General features: G+C 66.3%; 31 protein-coding genes and 1 tRNA gene. 15 read left to right on the top strand and 17 right to left on the bottom strand.

The features are described 5' to 3' along the window. Nucleotides 1–518 precede the first annotated feature (518 nt). Complete coding sequence (locus OCW50_RS02845; RefSeq protein WP_262296374.1) at nt 519–965, bottom strand: iron-sulfur cluster assembly scaffold protein; 447 nt, start codon at nt 963–965, stop codon at nt 519–521. A 160-nt stretch (nt 966–1,125) separates the two neighbouring features. Here OCW50_RS02845 and folE point away from each other — a divergent pair, with 160 nt between their 5' ends. The 4 genes from folE to OCW50_RS02865 all read left to right on the top strand — a co-directional run bounded on the left by folE (nt 1,126) and on the right by OCW50_RS02865 (nt 4,521). After that, entirely contained in the window at nt 1,126–1,758 is a 633-nt protein-coding gene (gene folE / locus OCW50_RS02850) for a GTP cyclohydrolase I FolE (protein WP_262296375.1), read from the top strand. Nucleotides 1,759–1,766: 8 nt separating this feature from the next. Beyond that, entirely contained in the window at nt 1,767–2,183 is a 417-nt protein-coding gene (gene hisI, locus OCW50_RS02855; RefSeq protein ID WP_262296376.1) for a phosphoribosyl-AMP cyclohydrolase, read from the top strand. Between the two features lie 83 nt (nt 2,184–2,266). Continuing rightward, nucleotides 2,267–3,421, top strand: a complete 1,155-nt coding sequence (locus OCW50_RS02860) for an MFS transporter (RefSeq protein ID WP_262270638.1) — start codon at nt 2,267–2,269, stop codon at nt 3,419–3,421. 89 nt (nt 3,422–3,510) lie between these two features. Continuing rightward, nucleotides 3,511–4,521, top strand: a complete 1,011-nt coding sequence (locus OCW50_RS02865) for a patatin-like phospholipase family protein (protein ID WP_262296377.1) — start codon at nt 3,511–3,513, stop codon at nt 4,519–4,521. Here OCW50_RS02865 and OCW50_RS02870 read toward each other — a convergent pair whose 3' ends face one another. Continuing rightward, the gene (locus OCW50_RS02870; protein WP_262270636.1) at nt 4,522–4,953 is read right to left on the bottom strand and encodes a CBS domain-containing protein; all 432 of its coding nucleotides are present in this window, start codon (nt 4,951–4,953) and stop codon (nt 4,522–4,524) included. It abuts the gene before it with no gap. Nucleotides 4,954–5,090: 137 nt separating this feature from the next. After that, nucleotides 5,091–5,906, bottom strand: coding sequence for a rhomboid family intramembrane serine protease (locus tag OCW50_RS02875; RefSeq protein ID WP_262296378.1), 816 nt, complete (start codon nt 5,904–5,906; stop codon nt 5,091–5,093). 414 nt (nt 5,907–6,320) lie between these two features. On the opposite strand from OCW50_RS02875, the gene OCW50_RS02880 reads away from it, so the two are divergent. Continuing rightward, the gene (locus OCW50_RS02880; RefSeq protein WP_262270634.1) at nt 6,321–7,004 is read left to right on the top strand and encodes a transglutaminase-like cysteine peptidase; all 684 of its coding nucleotides are present in this window, start codon (nt 6,321–6,323) and stop codon (nt 7,002–7,004) included. Nucleotides 7,005–7,120: 116 nt separating this feature from the next. Here the strand turns inward: OCW50_RS02880 and OCW50_RS02885 are convergent, their stop codons facing one another. The 3 genes from OCW50_RS02885 to cysE form a co-directional block, all read right to left on the bottom strand. Beyond that, the gene (locus OCW50_RS02885) at nt 7,121–7,651 is read right to left on the bottom strand and encodes a gamma carbonic anhydrase family protein (RefSeq protein WP_262270633.1); all 531 of its coding nucleotides are present in this window, start codon (nt 7,649–7,651) and stop codon (nt 7,121–7,123) included. Between the two features lie 59 nt (nt 7,652–7,710). Continuing rightward, nucleotides 7,711–7,923 carry a DUF3126 family protein gene (locus OCW50_RS02890; protein WP_262270632.1) on the bottom strand — a complete coding sequence of 71 codons (213 nt, stop codon included), beginning with the start codon at nt 7,921–7,923 and terminating at the stop codon, nt 7,711–7,713. A 91-nt stretch (nt 7,924–8,014) separates the two neighbouring features. Further along, nucleotides 8,015–8,851, bottom strand: coding sequence for a serine O-acetyltransferase (cysE, locus tag OCW50_RS02895; RefSeq protein WP_262270631.1), 837 nt, complete (start codon nt 8,849–8,851; stop codon nt 8,015–8,017). Nucleotides 8,852–8,930: 79 nt separating this feature from the next. Here cysE and OCW50_RS02900 point away from each other — a divergent pair, with 79 nt between their 5' ends. Further along, nucleotides 8,931–9,731, top strand: a complete 801-nt coding sequence (locus OCW50_RS02900; RefSeq protein WP_262296379.1) for an enoyl-CoA hydratase — start codon at nt 8,931–8,933, stop codon at nt 9,729–9,731. A gap of 130 nt (nt 9,732–9,861) precedes the next feature. Here the strand turns inward: OCW50_RS02900 and OCW50_RS02905 are convergent, their stop codons facing one another. Further along, the gene (locus OCW50_RS02905; RefSeq protein WP_262296380.1) at nt 9,862–10,353 is read right to left on the bottom strand and encodes a class I SAM-dependent methyltransferase; all 492 of its coding nucleotides are present in this window, start codon (nt 10,351–10,353) and stop codon (nt 9,862–9,864) included. Nucleotides 10,354–10,380: 27 nt separating this feature from the next. Then, nucleotides 10,381–11,145 (bottom strand): alpha/beta fold hydrolase, encoded by a 765-nt coding sequence (locus tag OCW50_RS02910; RefSeq protein ID WP_262270628.1) that lies wholly within the window; start codon nt 11,143–11,145, stop codon nt 10,381–10,383. A gap of 443 nt (nt 11,146–11,588) precedes the next feature. Between OCW50_RS02910 and OCW50_RS02915 the strand changes: the two genes are divergently transcribed. The 6 genes from OCW50_RS02915 to OCW50_RS02940 all read left to right on the top strand — a co-directional run bounded on the left by OCW50_RS02915 (nt 11,589) and on the right by OCW50_RS02940 (nt 14,302). Then, nucleotides 11,589–11,852 carry a zinc-finger domain-containing protein gene (locus tag OCW50_RS02915; protein WP_262296381.1) on the top strand — a complete coding sequence of 88 codons (264 nt, stop codon included), beginning with the start codon at nt 11,589–11,591 and terminating at the stop codon, nt 11,850–11,852. Between the two features lie 94 nt (nt 11,853–11,946). Beyond that, entirely contained in the window at nt 11,947–13,134 is a 1,188-nt protein-coding gene (locus OCW50_RS02920; protein ID WP_262296382.1) for an FAD-dependent monooxygenase, read from the top strand. A 64-nt stretch (nt 13,135–13,198) separates the two neighbouring features. Beyond that, a tRNA-Leu gene (locus tag OCW50_RS02925) sits at nt 13,199–13,283 on the top strand. A gap of 134 nt (nt 13,284–13,417) precedes the next feature. Next, nucleotides 13,418–13,585: a hypothetical protein gene (locus OCW50_RS02930; RefSeq protein ID WP_262270625.1), complete on the top strand. Its 168-nt coding sequence runs from the start codon at nt 13,418–13,420 to the stop codon at nt 13,583–13,585. A gap of 41 nt (nt 13,586–13,626) precedes the next feature. Next, on the top strand, nt 13,627–13,926 hold the full coding sequence (locus OCW50_RS02935) for a hypothetical protein (RefSeq protein ID WP_262270624.1): 300 nt from the start codon (nt 13,627–13,629) through the stop codon (nt 13,924–13,926). Nucleotides 13,927–14,161: 235 nt separating this feature from the next. Next, nucleotides 14,162–14,302 (top strand): hypothetical protein, encoded by a 141-nt coding sequence (locus OCW50_RS02940; protein ID WP_262296383.1) that lies wholly within the window; start codon nt 14,162–14,164, stop codon nt 14,300–14,302. Nucleotides 14,303–14,357: 55 nt separating this feature from the next. Here the strand turns inward: OCW50_RS02940 and OCW50_RS02945 are convergent, their stop codons facing one another. Then, the gene (locus OCW50_RS02945; RefSeq protein ID WP_262296384.1) at nt 14,358–14,975 is read right to left on the bottom strand and encodes a LuxR C-terminal-related transcriptional regulator; all 618 of its coding nucleotides are present in this window, start codon (nt 14,973–14,975) and stop codon (nt 14,358–14,360) included. Nucleotides 14,976–15,498: 523 nt separating this feature from the next. Between OCW50_RS02945 and OCW50_RS02950 the strand changes: the two genes are divergently transcribed. After that, complete coding sequence (locus tag OCW50_RS02950) at nt 15,499–15,762, top strand: hypothetical protein (RefSeq protein ID WP_262296385.1); 264 nt, start codon at nt 15,499–15,501, stop codon at nt 15,760–15,762. Nucleotides 15,763–15,970: 208 nt separating this feature from the next. On the opposite strand, the gene OCW50_RS02955 is transcribed toward OCW50_RS02950, so the two are convergent. Further along, a complete protein-coding gene (locus OCW50_RS02955; RefSeq protein ID WP_262296386.1) occupies nt 15,971–16,366 on the bottom strand; it encodes a hypothetical protein in 396 nt (131 codons plus the stop codon). 328 nt (nt 16,367–16,694) lie between these two features. Beyond that, nucleotides 16,695–16,862, bottom strand: a complete 168-nt coding sequence (locus OCW50_RS02960) for a hypothetical protein (protein ID WP_262270619.1) — start codon at nt 16,860–16,862, stop codon at nt 16,695–16,697. Nucleotides 16,863–17,114: 252 nt separating this feature from the next. Between OCW50_RS02960 and OCW50_RS02965 the strand changes: the two genes are divergently transcribed. Continuing rightward, nucleotides 17,115–17,339, top strand: coding sequence for a NepR family anti-sigma factor (locus OCW50_RS02965; protein ID WP_262270618.1), 225 nt, complete (start codon nt 17,115–17,117; stop codon nt 17,337–17,339). A gap of 169 nt (nt 17,340–17,508) precedes the next feature. Here the strand turns inward: OCW50_RS02965 and OCW50_RS02970 are convergent, their stop codons facing one another. From OCW50_RS02970 to OCW50_RS02980, 3 genes are all read right to left on the bottom strand, one after another. Next, nucleotides 17,509–17,865, bottom strand: a complete 357-nt coding sequence (locus OCW50_RS02970; protein ID WP_262296387.1) for a hypothetical protein — start codon at nt 17,863–17,865, stop codon at nt 17,509–17,511. A 109-nt stretch (nt 17,866–17,974) separates the two neighbouring features. Further along, nucleotides 17,975–18,370, bottom strand: coding sequence for a response regulator (locus OCW50_RS02975; protein WP_262296388.1), 396 nt, complete (start codon nt 18,368–18,370; stop codon nt 17,975–17,977). A 366-nt stretch (nt 18,371–18,736) separates the two neighbouring features. After that, nucleotides 18,737–18,979: a hypothetical protein gene (locus tag OCW50_RS02980; protein ID WP_262270615.1), complete on the bottom strand. Its 243-nt coding sequence runs from the start codon at nt 18,977–18,979 to the stop codon at nt 18,737–18,739. Nucleotides 18,980–19,104: 125 nt separating this feature from the next. Between OCW50_RS02980 and OCW50_RS02985 the strand changes: the two genes are divergently transcribed. After that, the gene (locus tag OCW50_RS02985) at nt 19,105–19,254 is read left to right on the top strand and encodes a hypothetical protein (protein WP_262296389.1); all 150 of its coding nucleotides are present in this window, start codon (nt 19,105–19,107) and stop codon (nt 19,252–19,254) included. 257 nt (nt 19,255–19,511) lie between these two features. Here OCW50_RS02985 and OCW50_RS02990 read toward each other — a convergent pair whose 3' ends face one another. The 3 genes from OCW50_RS02990 to OCW50_RS03000 all read right to left on the bottom strand — a co-directional run bounded on the left by OCW50_RS02990 (nt 19,512) and on the right by OCW50_RS03000 (nt 21,722). Then, nucleotides 19,512–19,772, bottom strand: coding sequence for a hypothetical protein (locus OCW50_RS02990; protein ID WP_262296390.1), 261 nt, complete (start codon nt 19,770–19,772; stop codon nt 19,512–19,514). 142 nt (nt 19,773–19,914) lie between these two features. Then, on the bottom strand, nt 19,915–21,156 hold the full coding sequence (locus OCW50_RS02995) for a porin (RefSeq protein WP_262296391.1): 1,242 nt from the start codon (nt 21,154–21,156) through the stop codon (nt 19,915–19,917). 275 nt (nt 21,157–21,431) lie between these two features. Continuing rightward, entirely contained in the window at nt 21,432–21,722 is a 291-nt protein-coding gene (locus OCW50_RS03000) for a hypothetical protein (RefSeq protein WP_262270611.1), read from the bottom strand. Nucleotides 21,723–21,777: the final 55 nt, after the last annotated feature.

Consider the following 21,777-nt stretch of genomic DNA (forward strand, 5'->3'; position numbering starts at 1 on the left):
ATGCGCCGCTTCAGGAAGTGAGCATCGGACGGACGAAAGCGACAGGATGGGAGCATCGGACAATCGGGATGGCCGGCAAGAGGCGGGTGATGACCGGCCAGCCATGACGTGGAAAAGGGCGCGCCACAGCGATGGTCACCCTCCCCCTGTCATCACCGGGCTCGTCCCGGTGATCCCGATACGAGAGGCGCGGCGCTTTTCCGCATCGCGATGGCCGGCACAAGGCCGGCCATGACGTGTGGTGGGTGTTGTCACAGGACCGGGTGTTCACCCTCCCCCTGTCATCACCGGGCGTGTCCCGGTGATCCCGATCGTCTGAAGCGCCGAGCGCATCCAGCGGACAGGAGGGGGCCACGCTCGTGACCCGAACGATGCGCCAGCCAAGAGAAACGATGCGCCAGCCAAGAGAGGAGCATCGGATCCGATGCCAAAACGGGGGCCACTTTTCCCGCCCGGTGCTCGAGCCCGGCGGATCGGGCCCGAACGCGGTGCCGTGTTTGGCCCGGCCCCTTAGGCATTTATCCAGCCCGTTCGACGCGCCGGGCCTCGATCTGATCGAGCGCGTCGACGACCGCCTCGAAGGTCAGCAGGATGGAGGCGTGGCGAGCCTTGTAATCCCTCAACGGTTCCAACACCTTGAGCTCCCCCCACTTGCCCTGGGGCGCCTCCCCGCCGGCCTTGAGCAGACGACTTGCCGCATCGCGCACCCCGCGAAGCTCCTCTATGGTCGCGCCGATTATATTCCGCCCCATGATGGACGACGAGGCCTGGCCCAGCGCGCAGGCCTTCACCTCGTGGGCGAAAGCCGTCACGACATCGTCTTCAAGCTTCACATAGACATTCACGGTCGAGCCGCAAAGCTTGGAATGCGCGGTCGCGGACGCATCGGGGTCGGGCAGCCGGCCCAGATGGGGGATATCGGCCGCGAGCTCGAGAATGCGCCGGCTGTAGATGTCGTTCAACATGACGGCCGTGAGATGACGGTTGGGAATGTGCACATATACCTATATAAGCCCTGTGAAAGAGTTCTGCGACAGCGGTTGCCGCAGGATTGTCCGGAAAGAGAATAGAAACCGCTGGGCGCCAAAGCTTCCTCGGTTCAAAAGTTGAGAAATGAGGCTCCACGTGAGTGATGTGGTTAAGTCCCTGTCGACGCGTCTGAGTACACCTGTCGACAAGCCCGGTGTTCCGTCGCGGGAGGAAGCCGAAGCGGCTGTCCGCACCCTGCTCCGCTGGGCCGGCGACGACCCGACCCGCGAGGGCTTGCAGGACACCCCGAAACGGGTCGCCAAGGCCTTCAAGGAATTCTACTCCGGCTACGGGGAGGATCCGTCGGAAATCCTCGACAAGATCTTCGCCGAGGTCGAAGGTTATGACGACATCGTGCTCGTGCGCGACATTCCCTTCTACTCCCATTGCGAGCACCACATGGTGCCGTTCTTCGGCGTGGCGCATGTGGCCTATTACCCCACCAAGGGCGTCGTCGGGCTGTCGAAGCTCGCCCGTCTAGTCGACGCCTATGCCCGCCGCCTGCAGACGCAGGAGACCATGACGTCTCAGATCGCCAAGGCCATGGTCGATGCGCTCGAGCCCCGCGGCGTCGCGGTCATGATCGAGGCCGAGCACATGTGCATGTCCATGCGCGGCATCCAGAAAGCCGGCGCCCTGACGCTCACCACCCAGTTCACCGGAATCTTCAAGGAGGATCCGGCCGAACAGGTGCGCTTCCTGACCCTCGTTCGCGGCGGTCGGGGCTGAGGCCTGCCATGGGCACGACCCCGACCGGCCTCTTTCCCGCGCCCGGCTCCAAGGCGGAGCTCGAGGAGGGAACCGTCCTGTCGCCCCGCTTCGGGCCTGACGGGCTGATCACCTGCGTCACGACGGACGCGACCACCGGCGAGATCCTGATGGTCGCGCACATGAACGCCGCGGCCCTCGCCAAGACCCTCGAGACCGGCGAAGCCTGGTACTGGTCCCGCTCGCGGGGCGAGCTCTGGCACAAGGGCGCGACGAGCGGTCAGATCCAGACCGTCACGGAGATGCGGGTCGACTGCGATCAGGACGCCCTGCTCATGAAGGTGCAGGTGGCCGGCGACGGCGGCTGCTGCCATACGGGACGCCGCTCCTGCTTCTACCGGAGGATCGAGACCTCCGGCGACGGTCCCCGCCTCGTGATCGCTTGAGACGGCAGCCCTTCCAAAAATCGAGGGCTGCCATCCCCCTTGAAGCGGGTGCAGTCTGCACCTGCTCGGGTTAGGAAAGCCCGATGACACGACGTGACCTTCTTCCCGCGCGGCTGGCGGCCAGCGCGCTCTTCTTCGGCAACGGGTTCGGCATCGGCACCTGGGCGGCCCAGCTTCCCCGGTTCAAGGAATCCCTCGGCCTGTCCGACGGCCAGCTCAGCCTCGGGCTGCTGGCCTTCTCCCTCGGCGCGGTGGCGCTCATGCCGATCATCGGCTGGGCCGTGACGGTGGTCGGCAGCCGCACCATGACGGTCGCGGCGGCGTTCTCGTTCGCAGCCGCCCTGGTGCTTCCCGGTCTCGCGCCGTCCCTGAGCCTGTTCGTGGCCGCCGCCCTCGTGGCCGGGGCCTGCAACGGCACCATGGACATCGCCATGAACACCAATGCCACCGTGGTCGAGAAGGCCTGGGGCTCGGCGATCATGTCGTCCTTCCACGCCTATTTCAGCCTCGGGGGGCTGGCCGGGGCCGGAGCCTCGGGCCTCCTCATCGCGCTCGATGTCGGGATCGTCCCGACCTTGCTCGTCTCCTGCCTCGGGATGGCCCTGCTCTTCCTGCCGGCCGCCTTCTGGACCCTGGGGGAGCGCGAACGTCCGAGCGAGGGCCACGGCTTCGCCTGGCCCAGGGGGAGCGTGCTCCTTCTGGCCGTGCTCGCCATGTTCTGCTTCATCGTCGAGGGCGCCATGGTCGACTGGACGGCCATCTATCTCCAGACCGTCGCCGGCGCGAGCCTCGAGGCGGCGGTGACGGGCTTCGCCGCCTTCTCGCTTGCCATGACGGTCTGCCGCTTCATGGGCGACTTCGTCGTCCGGCATCTCGGCCGCATCCGAACCCTGCAGCTCGGCGGCCTGCTCTCGGCCTTCGGCCTGGCCCTCGCCATGCTCCTGCCCCAGCCCCTGCCCGCCTCGGTCGGCTTCGCCCTCGTCGGCGTCGGCCTCGCCAACGCGGTGCCGGTGCTGTTCAGCGCCGCGGGACAGATGAAGGATCTTCCGCCCAGCATGGGCGTCGCCATGGTGGCAACTCTGGGGTATGGCGGCCTCCTGCTCGGCCCACCGCTGATCGGATTCGGGGGCGAAATCTTCGGCCTGCGCGCCATGCTGGGCCTCCTGATCGCCTTTGCCTTCATCATCATCATTTTGTCGCAGCGCGCTTTGAAGCGCTCCACTGTTCAGTTTTCCTGAACCAGTCCTAATTGAAACTTGAGGGCACCCTTCATGCGGCTTTCACGGAAGGCTGGCACGAACGGGACGGGATGCCTTGGAGTCGATCAATGTTGTGGGACGGGATTGCCCGGCGCAGCGCCGGTTCAGGGGGTGGCGGAGGAGCGGTCGAGACCAAGCCTCCGGCCGAACGCGATCCCCGAGCGAAGGCAAGGATCGGCCTGGCGCTGGGCGGAGGCGCCGCCCGCGGCTGGTCCCATATCGGCGTCCTGCGGGTCCTCGCCGAGGCCGGCATCGTGCCGGACGTGATCGCCGGCTCCTCGATCGGCGCCGTGGTCGGCGGCTGCTACGCGGCCGGCAAGCTCGACGAACTCGAGGCCTTCGCCCTGTCCCTGACCAAGCGGCGCGTCATGGGGCTCCTCGACTTCCATTTCAGCGGCGCCGGCCTGATCGCCGGCGGGCGCCTGCAGCGCCTCCTCGACCAGGACCTGATGGACCGCCGGGTCGAGACCCTGCCGGTCAAGTTCTGCACCATCGCGACCGAACTCGTGAGCGGCCACGAGATCTGGCTGACGCGCGGCCCTCTGGTCCAGGCCATGAGGGCCTCCTACGCCCTGCCGGGCGTGTTCGATCCCGTGATGATCGGCGGCCGCTGGCTCATGGACGGCGCCCTCGTAAATCCCATCCCCATCACGGCTGCCCGGGCGCTCGGCGCCGACATCGTCATCTGCGTGAACCTCAACGGCGAGGTGCGCGTGCGCGGCACCGTGATCCAGTCCTACGACGCGGGGACGAGCGACGAGCAGGAGATCGAGGAAGCGATCGACGAGGCGCCCCGCCGCTGGGGCATCTTCCCCGGGCATCGCGGGGACAAGCCGCGCAAGCCGAACGCGCCGGGCCTCGCCACCGTGATGGTGGACGCCTTCAACATCACCCAGGACCGCATCGCCCGTTCGCGGCTCGCAGGGGATCCGCCCGACATCATGGTGGCGCCCAAGCTCGCCAAGATGGGCCTGTTCGAGTTCCACCGGGCCGGGGAGTGCATCGCCCTGGGTCGGCAGGCCACCGAGCGCGCCCTGCCGGATATCCTCGAACTGCTCCAGGAGACGCAGGCGACCTGATCAGGCGGTCGCGATGTATTCCTTGATCGCCTGAGCTTCCGCCTCGACCTCCTCGAGCCGCAGCTTCACTACGTCTCCGATCGACACGATGCCGGACAGGCGCCCGCCTTCGACCACGGGGATGTGCCGGAACTTCTGCTGGGTCATGAGTTCCATCACGTCGTTGATGGAGGTTTCGCCCGTGCAGGTGACCACCTTCTCCGTCATGAAGCGGGAGACCGGCTCGTCCAGGGCCTTGGCCCCATGGGCCGCGACGGCGCGCACGATGTCGCGCTCCGAGATGATGCCGGCGACCGGCCGATGAGCGTCCACGATGAGTAGGGCACCAATTCTGCGCTCCGCGAGAACCCCGGCGGCTTCGCTCAAGGATCGGCCCGGCTCGATGGTGGCAACCTCGCGGCCCTTGAGCGAAAGGATTCGATTGACGATCATTCATTCCCTCCCGTTGTGCGAACGGCGAGGACCGTCAGCCCTCGCCTTCGCAAGGCTGATCCTGAGGGCGCGCCCCATGACAGCGGGGCGAAAACCCTCCATCAGCCTTACGATGATTGGGGCAAACCATGTCGGTTTCAAGCCGAGATGCGGCCGGGCCGGGCCGGGAGCGGGTCCACAAGAGGGAAAATGAGAAGCCCGGCCAGGAAGCCGCCGAGATGCGCCTCCCAGGCGATGCTCGCATCCATCATCCCCAGCGGCTGGACGAAGGCGAAGATGTAGTTCGCGGCGAACCAGATCCCGAGGAAGATCAGGACCTGCCGGTTGCGCACCATGTGTCCGAGGGTTTCGCGCGGCCGCTCGTGCGGCTGGGTCAGGCGTCCTTCCCGGTGCCACGAGGCCGGGGCGAACATGAACCAGGAGGCGGCCGCCATCAGCCCGGACACGGCCCCGGACGCGCCGATCATCGGCAGCACCTGGAAGGGGTTCATGGCCGCGTACACGATGGCCCCGCACACGGCGGCGGCCGCCGACAGGACGAGGAACCGGCCGGCGCCGCAGCGCCTGACGATCGGCGTTCCGAAGGCGGCGAGCCAGACGCCGTTGATCAGCACATGGGCCCAGGAGCCGTGCAGGAACGCATAGGTCAACGCCGTCCAGGGCCGCGCCTCGTCCGGGGCCAGCACGTATTGCGCCAGGGCCATCATGGGCGTGACCGTATCGTCCGGGGCGCCGTCCCGCAGGGACTGCACGATCTCCTCGACCTGCGCCCCCCCGAAGGCGACGGCCCAGCGCGCCGGGATGACGGCCCAGTCGATGACGACCGTGAAGTCGGTTTCATCGGACAGAAGCATCCGGACGCCGTGGATGCCGATCAGCACCGCCAGGCACAGGCTGATGGTGGCCGGCAGGTTGAGAATCGGCTCGCGGACGCGGGGCGGGTTTGGAGACATGACGCGCTTTTCGTCTGGCCGCCGCCCGGGATCCCGGTGCCGGCGGCGTTCGGTTCATGGCCTGACTAGAGCATCGGACGGACCCAGAGGGCCGCGTCAGCGAAAAGTGGACCCGGTTTTCCGTTCTGACCGATGCTCTCATTCGAGAAGAAAGCATCGGATGGATCCCAAAAGTGCAAGTCCACTTTTGGGTCCGATGCTTTAGCGCCAATCCGGGTCGGCCGTCGAGAGAAACCCGCGGCCTGGTAGTTCCAAGGCGTACCAGCCGCCCCCCGCCCTGGCCCCGCAAACTTTTTGTTAACCATGTTGGAACCGCTCGGGCCGCGACGCGTTAACTCACCTTTTACTTTCCGCTTGAGCCGAAAATGCAACCATGTCAGTTTGGTTAAAAGAACGTTAACCGGCTGGTGGGGCATGCGGAAGGTTTATTTCAAGAACGGCCTTTTCTGTGGCGTAAATGAGAAGCCTGCCTCCATCGGCACCATCGTCAAATCAGCGCTCCTCGCCCTGTCGCTCCTGCTCGCCGGCACCGCCGCCCAGGCTCAGACCCTGGCCGCCCTGCCCGTTTCGAGCGCTCCGATCACGAGCATGGGCGCCGCCAAGCCGCTCCAGGGCTGGTCGCAATTCTGCGAAACCTTTCGGTCCGAATGCGTCGTGAACACGGCCGAGCCGGACACGATCGACCTGACGCCCCAGGCCTGGAAGACCATCGTGTCGGTGAATCAGCGCGTGAATTCGACCATCAAGGCGGTGACGGATGCCGACCATTGGGGCGTCGTCGACGTGTGGGGTTTCCCCGACGACGGCCGCGGCGACTGCGAGGATTTCCAGCTCCTGAAGCGCAAGCTCCTCGCCGAGGCGGGCCTTCCCCGCCGCGCCATGCGGATGACGGTCGTGATCGACGAACTGGGCGAAGGCCACGCGGTCCTCATGGTCCGCACCAACCGGGGCGACTTCGTCCTCGACAACAAGACCTCGTCGGTCCTGCCCTGGCACCGTACCGGCTACGTCTACATCAAGCGCGAGAGCCAGGACACGATCGGCTGGGTGTCGCTCGGCGGCATCGTGTCGTCGCCGACCACCACGGCGAATCGGTAAGACCGGCGGAGTGTCCGTGTTCGGCGTGAGCCGGCGCCGACCCTCCCTGCCTCCGCGACATTGCCTCTACGCGACGACGTCGTGGGAATCGCGACCGACGAAACACGAAGCGGGAATCAATCGACCCGCCGCATTCCCTTCTCGAACCGCTTCCAGTTGTCCACGTAGTTCCGGGCCGACCAGCGCAGCCGCTCGATCGCGTCCGCGTCGAGCACGCGGATGGCCTTGGCCGGCGCGCCGACGATGAGGGAATTGTCGGGAAATTCCTTGCCTTCCGTCACCAGGGCATGGGCGCCCACCAGGCAGTTCGCCCCGATGCGGGCATGGTTGAGAACCGTCGCGCCCATGCCGATCAGAGAGTTCTCGCCGACCGTGCAGCCGTGCAGGATCGCCTTGTGACCGATGGTGCAGCCCGGCCCGACGGTCAGCGGCGCCCCCATGTCGGTGTGGAGCAGAGCCGCTTCCTGGATGTTGGTCCCCTGGCCGATGTCGATGAGCTCGTTGTCGCCGCGCAGCACGGCGCCGAACCAGATTCCCACGTCGCGCCCCAGCCGCACCTTGCCGATCACATGGGCGTCGGGAGCGATCCAGAACCCGCCGGGCTCGGGCAGGATGGGCGAGATGGCGTCGAGGCTGTAGATCGGCATCGCGGGTCCGCAGGGAAAAACAGCAGAACCCCGGTGAGGTTCTGCTGCGGGAAAGCCGGTCAGTCCTCGAGGTCCGTGTCGAGGATCGCCATGGTGAAGTTGTAGGAGCGGTCTCCGTCCTCGTCGTCGACGAAGAGAACGCCGACGAATTCCTCACCGATGTAAACTTCCGCCGAGTCGGTCTTCTTCGGGCGACCGACCACGCGGATCGAGTGGTTCGCAAAGCTCTGGCGCAGATAGCGCTCGACTTTAGCCATCTCGGTCTTGTCCACTACAGGTCCTTTCTTGATGTCACGGATGCTGCACTTGCCATGCCGGGCAAACGCGAGCAAGCGGCGATAGGTCCCTGGAGGGCGGCTTTGCTCAGATTCCATCCGCCTCGGAGAAGCAGTGGTTCATGGACCGGGACGGCTCCTCGCATCCGGCCGCGCCGACGACCTTGGCCGGAACCCCGGCCACCGTGGCGTTCTGGGGCACGGGCTTGAGAACCACTGATCCGGCGGCGATGCGCGCGCAGGAGCCGACCTCGATATTGCCGAGGATCTTCGCCCCGGCGCCGATGAGCACGCCCTGGCGGATCTTGGGATGCCGGTCCCCGCGCTCCTTGCCGGTGCCCCCGAGGGTCACGTCCTGGAGCATCGAGACGTTGTCCTCGATGACCGCGGTGGCGCCCACCACCAGCCCGGTGGCATGGTCGAGGAAGATGCCCCGGCCGATCCGGGCGGCCGGGTGGATGTCGGTCTGGAACGTGTCGGACGAGCGGCTCTGGAGATAGAGGGCGAGATCCTGCCGTCCCCGGGACCACAGCCAATGGGCCAGCCGGTGAGTCTGGATGGCGTGGAAGCCCTTGAAGTAGAGCACGGGCTCGAGCGCCCGGGTGACCACCGGGTCGCGGTCGATCACCGCGCTGATGTCGGCCCGCATGGACGCCCCGATGGCCGGGTCATGCTCCACCGCCTCGAGGAAGATCTGCTCGATGATGTCCGCGGGAACGGCCGCATGGCCGAGGCGCGAGGCCACCCGATGGATGACCGCGGCCTCCAGGCTCGGCTGATGCAGGATCGCGCTGAGCATGAGGCCCGCGATGGCCGGCTCGGCCTGAACGACGGCCTCGGCCTCGGCGCGAAGACGATTCCAGATCGGATCGACCGTTCCGGCGATGACGTCCGAGGCTTCGGGCTTCAGGCGCGTTTGGGTCATGATAGTCTCCTTGCCGACTCCGCTATCGCTTCGGGATAGATAAGAAGCCTAGCCTTTTTACCACAGATGCAAGCGTGCCATGACGTACTCTTTTTCTCCCGCCACGTCCAAACTCGGCGTATCCCTCTCGGGGGGTATCGCGACCCTCGCCATCGACAATCCGTCCAAGCACAACGCGCTCGACCTCGAGATGTGGCAGGCCTTTCCCGGCCTCATGGCGGCCCTCGGCTGCGACCCCGAGGTCCGGGTGGTGGTGGTCCGGGGCGCGGGCGGCGAATCCTTCGCATCCGGGGCCGATATCGGCGAGTTCGCGACCCTGCGGGCCGATGCGGAGGGCGGACGGCGCTACGAGGCCGTCAACGAGGCCGCCTTCTGGGCCGTGGCCCATTGCGCGAAGCCTGTCATCGCCATGATCCGCGGCTTCTGCCTGGGCGGAGGCTTCGGCCTCGCCCTCTCCTGCGACCTGCGAGTCGCCTCCGAGAGCGCCGTGTTCGGCATCCCGGCGGCCCGGCTCGGGATCGGCTATCCGCCGGGCGCCATGAGGCTCGTGACCGCGGCCGTGGGGGCTCCGGCGGCCAAGGACCTGTTCTTCACCGCGCGGCGGATCGACGCCCGGGAGGCGGCGCGCCTGGGCGTGGTGCAGCGGGTGGTGCCTGACGGGCAGCTGGAGGACACGGTCCTGGCGCTCGCCGAGGCCATCGCCGGGAACGCCCCGCTGACGATCCGGGCCGCCAAGGCGGCCATCGACCGGGCGGTCGGCGTGGCGCACCCGGACGTGGATCCGGTCGCCCTCGCGGACCGGTGCTTCGACAGCCTCGATGCCGCCGAGGGCCGCAACGCCTTCCTGGAGAAGCGCCAGCCGGTCTTCACCGGCCGGTAGGGTCCGCTGGACCACCCCGTCCTGGCCGGCTTTGTGCTGGCCATCCCGATCGGAGAAGCGCTCTGCCTCGGACGATCGGGATCACCGGGACGAGCCCGGCGATGACGAGAGAAGCGGCCCTGACCCGCCCTCACGTCTCCCGGCGATAGACGAAATAGCGCCCTTCCGGCACGCCGGTCTCGGCCGAGACGTCCCGGCAGGACGGCATCGGGAAGGCCCGGTCGCCGAGCAGGATGCCGCCCGGCCGCAGGAGGGCTTCGAGGAGCGGCGCCAGGCGCCGGGCGAGGCTGGCGTTCGCCGCCTCGTCGCCGGACCCGATATCGATGTGGATCAGGGCCGCCGCGCCCGCCCCGTGCCGCGCGGTGAAGGGCGGCAGGGTGTCGAAGAGGTCGCCCACCACCAGGTAGCCCTCGGGCGGGTAGCAGTCCGGGTGGGCGGCGGGCGCGCGCTCGAACACGTGGATGTCCCGCCCCGGCAGGCGGGCGCGCAGGTGATCGTAGGTGCGTCCGTTCCCGAGGCCGATCTCGAGCACGAGGCCCGTGGGGCCGATCGCCCGGGCGGCCCAGTCGAGCAGGTCGCGCTGGGCGGTCAGGCGTCGGATGGCGCTGTCGAGGCGGGTCATGGACGGATCCTCATGGGCGTCTCCCGGTCACGGCCGGCGGGCCAGGAAGTCGAGCACGCCCTGCTTGTGCACCTTGTCGCCCACCGCGAGGTTGTGGTCGCGGCCCGGGATGTCGAGGGCGGTCGCGCCGGGGATCAGCGCCGCCAGCGCCGGACCGGAGCCCGCCACGTCGTCGGCCGTGCCGACCGACACCAGGGTCGGCAGCCGGATCGACGCCACCTCGGCCGGGGTGAGCACCTGCCGCGAGCCGCGGATGCAGGCGGCGAGCGCCCGGCGGTCGCTCCGGTTCTGGTCCGCGAAGGCGCGGAACATGCGCTGCATCGGGTCGGTCAGGTCGTCGAGGGACGGGGCCTCCATGGCGTCCGCGATGCCGAGCGGCAGGCCGACGCCCTCCACCAGGTGGATGCCCAGGCCCCCGAGCAGCATGGAGCGCATGCGGTCCGGCGTGGCGATGGCCATGTGGGCGGCGATGCGCGCCCCCATGGAATAGCCCATGACGTCGGCCCGCGGGATGCCGAGATGGTCGAGCAGCCGGCGCCCGTCCTCGGCCATGCGGTAGGAATCGTAGGCCGCGGGCTCGTAGAGCTTCTCGCTCTCCCCGTGGCCGCGGTTGTCGAAGGCGATCACCCGGTAGCCGGCCCGCGTCAGGGTTTTCACCCACAGCGTGTTCACCCAGTTCACCGCATGGGTCGAGGCGAAGCCGTGGATGAGAAGGATCGGCTCGCCCGCGCCCTCGTGGGGCGGGACGTCGATATAGGCGATGCTCACGCCGTCGGAATTGAAGTAGCGCATGGAGTCCAAGGGAGGTTGCCGGATGCCGCGCACCCTAGCGCATCGCGCGAAAAAGTGGACCCGGTTTTTCCACGCGCCGACGATGCGCGGCGCGGGGAGCGCCGACACGTCTGCCGCCTTGGGGGGCCACCAGGACCGGCGCGGCCGCAACAGCCCCCGTCATGGCACCCTCCGCCCGTCCTGACATCCTCCCCACGTCATGGCCGGGCTTGTCCCGGCCATCCCGATACAGGAAGGTGCCGTGCCTCTCAGAAGCGGGATCAGCGGGAGGAGCCCGGTGACGACGGGGAGATTGGCAGGATCCGCCATCCCGAAACGGCCGGGGGCTCCGTCCACGGAGCGGGGGGAGTCCGGGGCGGGTCTCGGATGCGGAAAAAGCCTCTAGGCGCATGGGCGATCGGCCATTATGGTGCGCGCGAATTTCATCCCTCGCGAGCACCATAATGGCCGACAAAGGCACTCCGCACTTCCACAACGATCCGGGCGTTCCCGTCATTCAAGTGGGCTCGAAGGAGTTCATGTGCATCGGGGCGACGCCGCCCTTCGATCACCCGCACATCTTCATCGACATGGGCTACGACAGCGAGACCGTGTGCTCCTATTGCTCGACCCTGTTCAAGTACGATTCGTCCCTCAAGGCCGACGAGGCCCGCCCGGCCGAATGCGTGTGGGAGCCCGATTTCGCGACCTCTCCCGCCTCGCGCTGACCCGGCCGTGCCCGCCCGAACGATGCCCGGCCCGGCCGCCCCTGCAAGGTCCGAGCTCCGCGAGCCGGTCCCGCGCCCGCCTTCGAGGTTCTGAATGACCGGCCTGTCGATTGCGGTCGTGGGCGCCGGCATCGGCGGCCTGACGGCGTCCCTGGCGCTCGCCCGGCAGGGGCATGCGGTCACGCTCATCGAGCGCCGGACCGGCTTCTCCGAGGTCGGGGCCGGCCTTCAGCTTTCGCCCAATGCCAGCCGGATCCTGATCCGGCTCGGGCTCGGGGCCGCCCTGCGCCGGGTCGCGACCGAGCCGCGCCGCGTCGTGGTGCGCGCCATCCGGTCCGGCGAGCCCATCGGCCAGGTGGCCCTCGGGGCCTTCCTGCGCGAGCGCTTCGAGGCGCCCTACTGGGTCGTGCAGCGGGCGGATCTCCAGACCATCCTCCTCGATGCGGTCCGGTCCGAGCCGGGCGTCCGGCTCGTCATGGGCCGCAGCGTCGAGACCGTGGAGGACGGGCCGGGCGAAGCCCGCCTCGCCTGGGTGTCGGCCGGCGGCGCGCGGGAGACCCATGCGGCCGACCTGATCCTCGGCGCCGACGGGGTCTGGTCGAAGGTCCGCCGGGCCCTGGGCGACGACAGCCCCCCGGCCTATCGCGGCCATGTCGCCTGGCGCGCCACCCTGGCCCGGGATGCGGTGCCGGCGGAACTCGCCGGCGACGAGACCGGCCTCTGGCTCGGCCCGAAGGGCCACGTGGTGCATTACCCGATCGCCGGCGCACGGCTCGTCAACGTGGTGGCCGTCGAGCGCACCGCCACGCCGGTGGACGGCTGGGCGGCGCCGGGCCACCGGGACGCGCTCCTCGGGCATTACGCCTCGGCCGCCCCGGCCCTGCGCGCGCTCCTGTCTGGGCCGAGGGAATGGCTGCGCTGGTCCCTGTTCGACCATCCGGCCGGGCGCCTCGCCGGGGGGCGGATCGCCCTTCTGGGGGATTGCGCCCACCCGGTCCTGCCCTTCCTGGCGCAGGGCGCGGCCCTTGCCATCGAGGATGCCGCCACCCTGGCGTCCCTCCTCGGGCCGGAGCGCCCCGACCTCGCCCGGGCTCTCGCCTCCTACGAGGCGCAGCGTCTCGCCCGCGTCCGGCGCGTGCAGCGCGAGGCGCGCCGGAACGGGCGCGTCTACCATGCGGGCGGCCTGGTGGCGTTCGGGCGCAACCAGGTCATGCGCCGCCTCGGGCCCGAGGGCATGACGCGCCGCTACGACTGGCTCTACGGCTTCCGCGCGCCGGAGTGACCGGGGCGACAATTGCGAGCAGGCGGGTTGCCGGTCCAAGCTCGACCGTCTAAGTAGCTCTCAGGCCCGCATGACGAAATTGGTAGACGTAACGGACTTAAAATCCGTGGCCTTCGGGTGTGCCGGTTCGAGTCCGGCTGCGGGCACCACTCCCACGATGTTCTCTCGGATCGTCGCTCGACATGCGCGCGATGCGCGTGTGTGAACGCACCGCCATGAGAACGCTTCAGGAGCATCCTGATCGTGTCGTTATCGCCCATCTCTGGTTTCGAGGAGAAGGACAGTGACCACGAGAGGTTCTCGGCTATCCAGCGCAGCACTCCGCGCCATCGACGACGGTCCGACCCTGGAGCGGCGTCGCATCCCGATCTCCCTGTGCGTTGCGGGGACCGCCGTGGCGATGAACCTTCTCGCGGCCGTCCTGTCGCTGCTCGCCCTCTCCGTCTCCTGACGGCCGCGGAGGCCCCGATTCGCCTGCCAATGGGGGTGGACATGAAGCGCGTGAAACAGGTGTGCGCCGCTCTCGGATTCATCGGCCTCAGCTCCGGCGCCGTCGGCCAGACGCGTCTGCTGACGTCCGACATGGCCTGCAACCAGGCTCAACGGCTTGTCGCCGCTCAGGGCGCGGTCGTTCTCCACACGGGCGCCAACACCTACGACCGGTATGTGGCGTCCGGCTCCTATTGCGGGCTCGGGGAGACGCCCGGGCCCGGCTGGGCTCCGACGCGGGATGTCGCCCGGTGCCTGGTCGGATCCCGCTGCGTGTCGATCAGCCGGGGCAGCGGCCCCTGAGGCCGCGCGGCCTGCCGGCCATTCCCGTGAGCCCTGAACCCGTGCAGGGCGGCCCGAACCCGCCGCTCGGCTCGCGCACGGATGGGCATCGGCAACGGGGATTCCGAACATTCGACGGATGGCTGCCGAGCGGATCCGTTTGGATCCAAGGCGCCGGGCCTGTGAGGCAGTTCACAGCGACGGGCGCGGGTTTGCGTCACCTTTCGTGCCGTTCAGTGGTCGAGAGGAGGACGCCATGACCATGATGCATTCTCGCCGGAAGGAGCGCGAACCCGTGTCGCGACCGTTTCCCTTATCGGTTGCCCTGCTGTTCATCGTCGCGGGCATCAACGTCGCCGCCACGATCCTCTCGCTCCTGGCCTCGGGTCAAGGATGACGACGGCCGGCATCGTGCCGTCGTCGGATCAGGCGGGATCGCGTCGGCGCGCAGATCAGCTCAGCCGCCGGACCTCCTGGAACTCTCCCGCCGACCGTGCGGTGTCCTTGAGGTTTCCGGTCGCCCACATGGCGGCCTGGGTGCGGTTGGCCACGCCGATCTTGCGCAGGATCGCCTTGACGTGGACCTTGATCGTCGCCTCGGTGATGTCGAGCTTCCGGGCGATGACCTTGTTCGGATCGCCTCCCATCAGGGATTGCAGGATCACCGTCTCGCGGGGCGACAGCTTTTGAGCCTTCGGATCGGGGGCCCGGTGCTCGGACAACGGGATGATCTCGGCCGTGGCGGGTTGCGTCAGCTCCCTGTCGAGCAGAGCCCGAACCATGGAACCGGGCAGGACCCGCTCCCCCAGCATGGTCAGTTCAAGAGACTTGATCAGGACCTCCCGGGCGCTCGTGGCGAGGCAGAAGCTGTCGACGCCACCCGAGACCGCCGCGTGGACGGCCTGGCCGTCGAACTGATTGGCAATGGCCACGACGCGCGCGGCAGGATTCCGGCCCTTGGCCTCCTGGACGAATTCGAGCGCCTGTGCGAGGGACCCGGTGGCGTCCACGATGTAGAGGACGGGGTCCGAGCGCGTAGCTGCGAGCCCCGGCGCGCTGGATTCGATCACATCGAAGCACGTTCCCGACAAGAGCTGTGCAAGCCCAGCCCTCAGAAGGGCATTGCCGCAAAGCAACTCTGTTGCGAATTTCCGAGTAGAAGCTAATGTATCGTTATAGCACGGCGCATCAAACACCATGTCATTCCCAGAATGATTGTCGACCATTACTTGCCCCTCTGGTTAAACTCTACGCCATCCGCCCGTTCTGATTTATCAGCACTGAAAGATCTAAGTTGATCAAGAGACGGGAGCCCTCTCTAATCACTAAGAGGTACGTATTACTCCCTAAGGGCGCCCGGGGATAAAGCTCGTGTTAAGGTTTTTCGGCACCGGCCGGAGCCGGGATCGCTCCCGAGAGATTCGAGGCGCCGGCTCCTCAACGCTGACGACATCGGGTCGCTCCGGCCGCCTCCTTGGGATTACCGCGTTGGAGCCCTGGTTTTAACCCGCAAGCTTAGAGGGCGTCGATTGCCGGCTCTCGGGCCCGGGCGATATTCTTCTCAACGGTGACTCGGAAGGCTGGAGGGGGAACATGCCGCTCGACGAAGACGCTTTGATGAATCCATGTTCGGCGAGGAGCAACCAGGTCGGGATGATCACGGAGAACGACTTGAAGATACTTTGGGTCGCACGCACCCTGACCAACATCGATTTCCAGTATGGCGAAGACATCTTGCATCTCAGCCGCTGCGCGATCGAAGCCGAGCAGAAAAGCTATATCGAAAGGCAATTGCACCTTAAGTATTGCGAGCGCCGGGAGCCGTATCAGAGGCTGCTGGAGAGCCTCCGGGCCTGAAGGCGCCGCACGGGACGGCTCAATAAAAGAGGCCCCTGGGGGGCCTCAGTTTCTCAGAGGGAGCAACCAACGCTGTCGATCACGGGTCACTCTCCCGCGGTCCGGCCCTTTGGTCAATTCACGTATCCTTACGGACCGTGACGATCGTGATCACAGGATCGACGGAGCCATGATGGCCGCCCCGCGCGCCTGCGGCTCGTGAGCCCGTTCAACGATCGGCCGGGGACGTCTCGGGGGAGGCTCCCGGACGTTCGATCTTGGTCTCGTGGAAACGGCGGACCATGTCGCTGCCGATGCTTGTTTTCAAGTTGCTGGCCAGCTGGTCGCGGCTCGCCGCATAGCAATCCTGCATGGCGAAACTCTCATTGGCCCTGGGATTGTAGAGCCGCCTCTCCGTGCGATTGTACGTCCAGGGCTCGTCACTGCAGTTTCGCCCATAGGCTCCGACCGTGTTCTCCGTGACCGTCCATTTGAGGCTGGAATTGGGGCATTGGCCCTCATACTGTCCGCTATAGGCGCCGATGCGGGGATAGCAGCTCGTCTGGGCGTGGACCACGCCGAGCCCAGCCAGGAGAAGTGCAGCAGACAGAATCGCTCGGGCCATGAGGTCGTCCAATGGCGTGATGCCTGTGATTAGCAGCAAATGGCGCACGGGAAAACCTGGGCGCCAGCCGGAGGGCGGCTTCGAGCGCTTAGAGCATCGGACGGGAAAAATGGACCCACTTTTGGGATCAGATCCGATGCTCATCTCCTGAAGCAGCGCACCGTCCGACGCGAAAAACCGGGTCCACTTTCTCGCACGGTGCGCGAGAGCATCGGACCCAAAAGTGGCCCCACTTTTGGGATCAGATCCGATGCTCCACTCTTGGCTGGCGCACCGTCCGACGCGAAAAACCGGGACCACTTTTTCGCACGGTGCGCTAGGCTGCCACTCAGCGGCTCGTCCAGGCGCGCAGGGCGAGGATCGGCGTCAGAATGGGCCAGCCGAAGCCCGCGATGAGGATGTGATCGAGTCCGACCCCCTCCTCCCCGTCGATCATCGTCGACACTGCCAGCAGCAGGATCACACCGCACAGATAGACCATCAGAACTTCACGCATGAACCCAGCCCGCCTTCGTCATTATGGTCGAGCTTTGACCCAGGCCCGGCGCGAATCCAATGCGACCGGCGGTCGCCTCGCGGTTCGGGAGCGGGCATTGCGGGCGCGGGCGAAGGCGAAGGACGATCTCCCGGACGCGGGCGACGGGCCGGGCGCAACCGAAAGTTTCTTCTTTTCCATAAACTTAGCCGCAACCCTCCCGGGCTTTTCCCGTTCTCCGGCTCGAAGGTGAGAAACCAAAGGAGAAACAGGATGCCAAAGCGGCACCAACCTTATGCCGCAGGCAGTCACCGAGGCTGGAGCGTCGGCTCGAACAGCCTGACGGCGGCCGGGCAGTCCGAGATCCTGAAAGATCTTGGACGGCAATTGCAGCAGAGATATCAGACCGTGCTCAAGGAGCCGGCTCCCGACCGCATCAGGCAGCTGCTGGAGCGGCTGGACCGAACCCGCCACCCCGAGGAGGACGGCAATCTCTAAAGCATCGGACGTGAAAAGTGGACTTGCACTTTTGGGATCTATCCGATGCTCCTGCCTCTTTGAAAAGCGCATCGCTCGAACGGAAAACCGGATCCGGTTATCTGCTCGAACGATGCGCTAGGCCTGGGCCGAGCCTTCCGGCTCGGCCCCCGCTCGAGCCATGCCGATGTCAACGGCGGCGGCTCTCGTGGCCGGACGAGGATTCCCGCGGGACGAGATTGTAGATCAGGAAGCCGGCCAGAATGCCTGCGCCGAGCAGGACCAGCGGATAGGACCGCGCCGTGTAGGCCGCCTCGGAGGCTTTCTCCCGGAGCACGTAGAGAGGCGCGGAATCATGGATCAGACGTTCGGCGCGCCTCAGGTTTTCGCGGCGGGTATGGATCTCGAGATCGTATCCCTCATCGTCCTCGTGCTGGTGGAGCGCGATGCTGTTGCGGGCGAATCCACCAGACACCAGACGCTGAACGGCCCGGTTGGCCTCCTTGCGGGACGAGAACGTACCTGTGGCAATGGACGAGTGCGGCATCAGTCAATCCTTTCAAACTGCTGACGCCAATTCCCGGCAAGCGCCAAGGTTCCACGTCTCCGCCGGTTTGGACGGCGGAAGCGAGGTGCGGACCGCTCCCTGGATCCCGTCAGTTTCGCCGGGAGGCCTGAGCGGCCTTCTCGGCCTCCATCAGGACTTCAAGCGCCCGCCATGGCTTCGGCATGAAGCGAACGTCACGCGGGACGCCCGCCTCCTGCTGGTCGAGCGGGCGTCCGGAGGTCAACACGGTCCTGACCCACGGCCATTTCAACCGCACGGTCCGAACCAGATCCAGGCCATCCATCAGACAGGGAAGACGAATATCGGCGAACAGAAAGGCCACTTCGTCGGAATGCACCCGCAGGTAATCCAGAGCCTCTTCCGCGCTGGACGCCTCGACGACCTTGAGATCCGTCTCCTCAAGAAGAGCCGCCGCCAAGCCCCTGACTTCGAAATCGTCCTCGACGATCAGAGCAATTCGATAAGGCTCAATCCTCTGTCCCATCCGGCCATCTCCTCTGTAATCCGTCTGCTGTTTCTGGGGCCATCTGCGAACGCAACGACCGTTGACGCTCTGTGATCTTTGGAAGGACCGGCCCGAAAACGCTAAGCGGGTGGTCGGCATGATGATGCGAGCGGGAGCTGTCTCGTCTGTTTCAACTCCCTGGAACGCTCGTTTTTGAAGGCTGAATACAAATTCTACATTCCCCGACGGCAAGACCATCGGGCAGACCCCTCTTCACAGAACGGTGAACACGGTTCCGTGTTTCAGCTTGGCCGTTAAGAAATTTGACGGAACTGCTTTTTGACCTGGAGGAACCTGCGTGGCCGCTGTAGCTTAAGCTTGGAACGACCGTTCTGATGCGAGACCTCAACCGTGTTCAAGGAGACGCAGCTTCACCAGGAGTTCTTGGATCTGGAGCACCAGATGCGGCTTCTGGATCGGCAACTCGCGGACGCCCTGCAACGCATCCGCCACGGCTCTTCGCCGGACCTCGTCGAGCAGGCCAGGCAGGATGAGCGACATCTCCTTGCGGAACTCGATCGCCTGATGACACGGCTGCGCGCCATCGAGGGCCAGCTTCTCCAAATTCAGAAAACCGCCACGCGGCATTGAGGATCACGCAGGCTCGCCGGCCGCTCGAGGCCGCGCCATGTGTGAAAGCACACCTCGCGCCGCGCGCTCAGGGTCCATGGTGGCCGCGGCTAAAGGAGCGTTATGCACGAAGAGGATGAGGCATGGCCATCAAGCATTCTCATCTCGCATCTTGCGAGGCGGCCTGTCATGACGGAGTTGCGCGGCGGCTGGGCATTCCTGTCGTTCCGACCCTGCTCGGCGCCCTGGCCATTCTCAACGTCGCGTCGGTGGTGATGGTCCTGATGGAATAGACGCTCTCCGGCGCCCGCGCGGCACCACGCAGGTCATGCGGCAAAGAGAGAACTGCAGGGCGCTCTGTAGCGAAAGCGGCCCTGCAGGTTCGGGAAAGGATCAGCGCAGCCCGAGGAACGACAGAATGGCGAGGACGACCACGATCGCTCCGATGAGCCAGATGATGTTATTCATGACGATGCTCTCCTGACGGTTGAATTGACCCCATGCCAACGGTCAAGGTGAGCCTTCGTTCCTTCGGTCAAGCTGCGAACGGCTAATTGGACGAGCAGGCGGTGTCGTCGCTGCTGTCGAGCCTGCCCGAGGGGCCGACCTGGCGTCTCGATACGGTCGTGCAGGATTCCCGCGCCAGCCCTCGGCTGGTATCCGCCTGGACCCGACCGTCATAGACGCGTTGCGTCTCATAGCCGGGACCCGCCTGATAGTTCCAGGTCGAGACGCCGGCACTTCCGACGCACCCGGTCAGTCCCACGGCGAGGGCCGCGGCAGGCGACAGGATTCTGATCGCTTTAAGCATCGTCCATCCCAGTTCTGGTGAAGCTGAACGCTTGTCCGTCGCCTTATAGCCTGCTCGTCCGATACGGCAATGCACCCGTCGACGATCAACAAAAAACCCCGGTGGCGACACCGGGGTTTTCCGTTTGAGCAGGATGGGCAGATTAGAAGTCGCGCTGGACGCGCAGGCGGCCTTCCCAAGCGTCGTCGTCATCGTTGCCGACGACCCCGCGCGGGTCTAGATTCGAGTAGAGAACCTCGACGCCGATATCGAGACCGGAGACCGGCGACCAGATCACGTTCGTGCCGGCGCGCCACTCGTTGAAGTCGTTGGCAACGGCAGGAGCGTTGTTGCTGTACTCGACGCGGGCGTACGAACCGAACACGCTCTGGCGGATCGTCGGGGTCCAGTAGTGGTTGATGCCACCGGCGATGGACCAGCCGCGGCCGGTATCGATGTCGCCATCGGGGCCGATATAGGCGTCGATCACCGAGCTGGAGGCCGTGCCGACCGCCACGTCCGGATCGAATCCGAGATAGGCGAGCGCGCCGTCGGCATAGGTTGCGGCGATCCAGAGGGCGTCGCCTTCAGCCAGCATCGGCAGATTGACGTAGCCCTGAGCCGTCAGAGCCCAGCCATACGCGCTGTCGGGGATCGTGCCGCCGAGAACCGGCCCGTAGGTGGCCGTATCGAGGACGTTGCTGCGGATCTGGTGAACCGCGCCGCCGAGCTGAGCCGAGCCCCAGGTGCCGGCATACTTCACGTTGCCGACGAGGTCGGGGGTGCGCTGGCCAGCCGCCAGCGCCGAACCGCTGCGGATGAGGACGTCGTCGGCGACAGCCGCATAGGCGCCTTCTTCGAGCGCCAGCGTGGCCGAGAAGCCGTTGCCGAACGAGAAGGTGTAGGCCAGGGCGTTCACGGTCGGAGCGTCGTAGAAGCGCAGCGTGCCCCAGTTCTCGTTCGGGAGGTCGCTGTTCATGAAGAACGACACGGTACGACCGGCGGTCAGGCCGCCGAACTGCACGAAGGCCTGGTCGACGATTGCCGAGTCACGGCCGTACACGCCGGTGTTGTGGGTGATCTCGAAGCGCGCGAAGGTGCGGAGCAGACCGTAGGCGGTGGCGGTGCGGGCATCGAGCTGGATGCGGCCGCGAGCACGGAAGCCGATCGAGTCGTCTTCGCGGTCGTTCGCCTCGAGGTACTGGTACTCGGCGCGAACACGGCCGCCGACGCGGAGGCAGGTTTCGGTGCCGGGGATGTAGAAGAAGCCTGCGCCGTAGGTGGAGCAGACGCGAACGTATTCGACGGCAGCGGCCTTCGCGACCGGCAGATCGGCGGCATGTGCCCCCGCCACCGCGGCGAGACCCGCGACCGATCCGAGGAAGAGGCTCTTAGCGAGCTTCATGGTGTTCTCCAAAGAATGCTTGGGTCCATGACCCATGTACAAACGTGACCATAATCATGGCGCACTCGAGCGCAACCGGCAGACGCGCGAGAGCCGCCCAAGGCCCGTGCAATCTGCTGAAAACATAAGCATTTCCGGGCGCGTTGAAAAATTATCTGACCGAGTGTGACAAAATCTCAACATCCCTGACGCTGGGGGATGACCTGCATGCCGCAGCGTCACATACCGGCCCCGACACCATTCGGGCAGATGGCGTTCGACGACCTTGGCCGGCCTCAGTCGTCGAGGAAGTAGTCGCTGTCGCGACAGACATAGCCGACCGGGCATTGCGGCGTATCCCTGGTCGGCACGAATCCAGGCTCGATCGTTTCGTTGAACTGGCAGAAGGTACGATCCCGAACGTAGCGGTCGTAGGTATAGGTGCCCGTGCCCAGAACGACGGCGCCCCGCGAGAAAACGATTCCGCGGGCCTGGTTGCATGTCAGGCTCGGCGTCATGGGCCGGGACTGAGCCACCGCGCTCGACGCGGTGACGAAGGCAATCAAAACAAGAGCAACTCTTCTCATCACCGAACCCTTCGTACGGACACGCCCGGCAGGGAGCGATGTCGCGCATATCAAC

The sequence above is a fragment of the Microvirga sesbaniae genome, assembly GCF_025460805.1.
Lineage (GTDB): Bacteria > Pseudomonadota > Alphaproteobacteria > Rhizobiales > Beijerinckiaceae > Microvirga > Microvirga sesbaniae.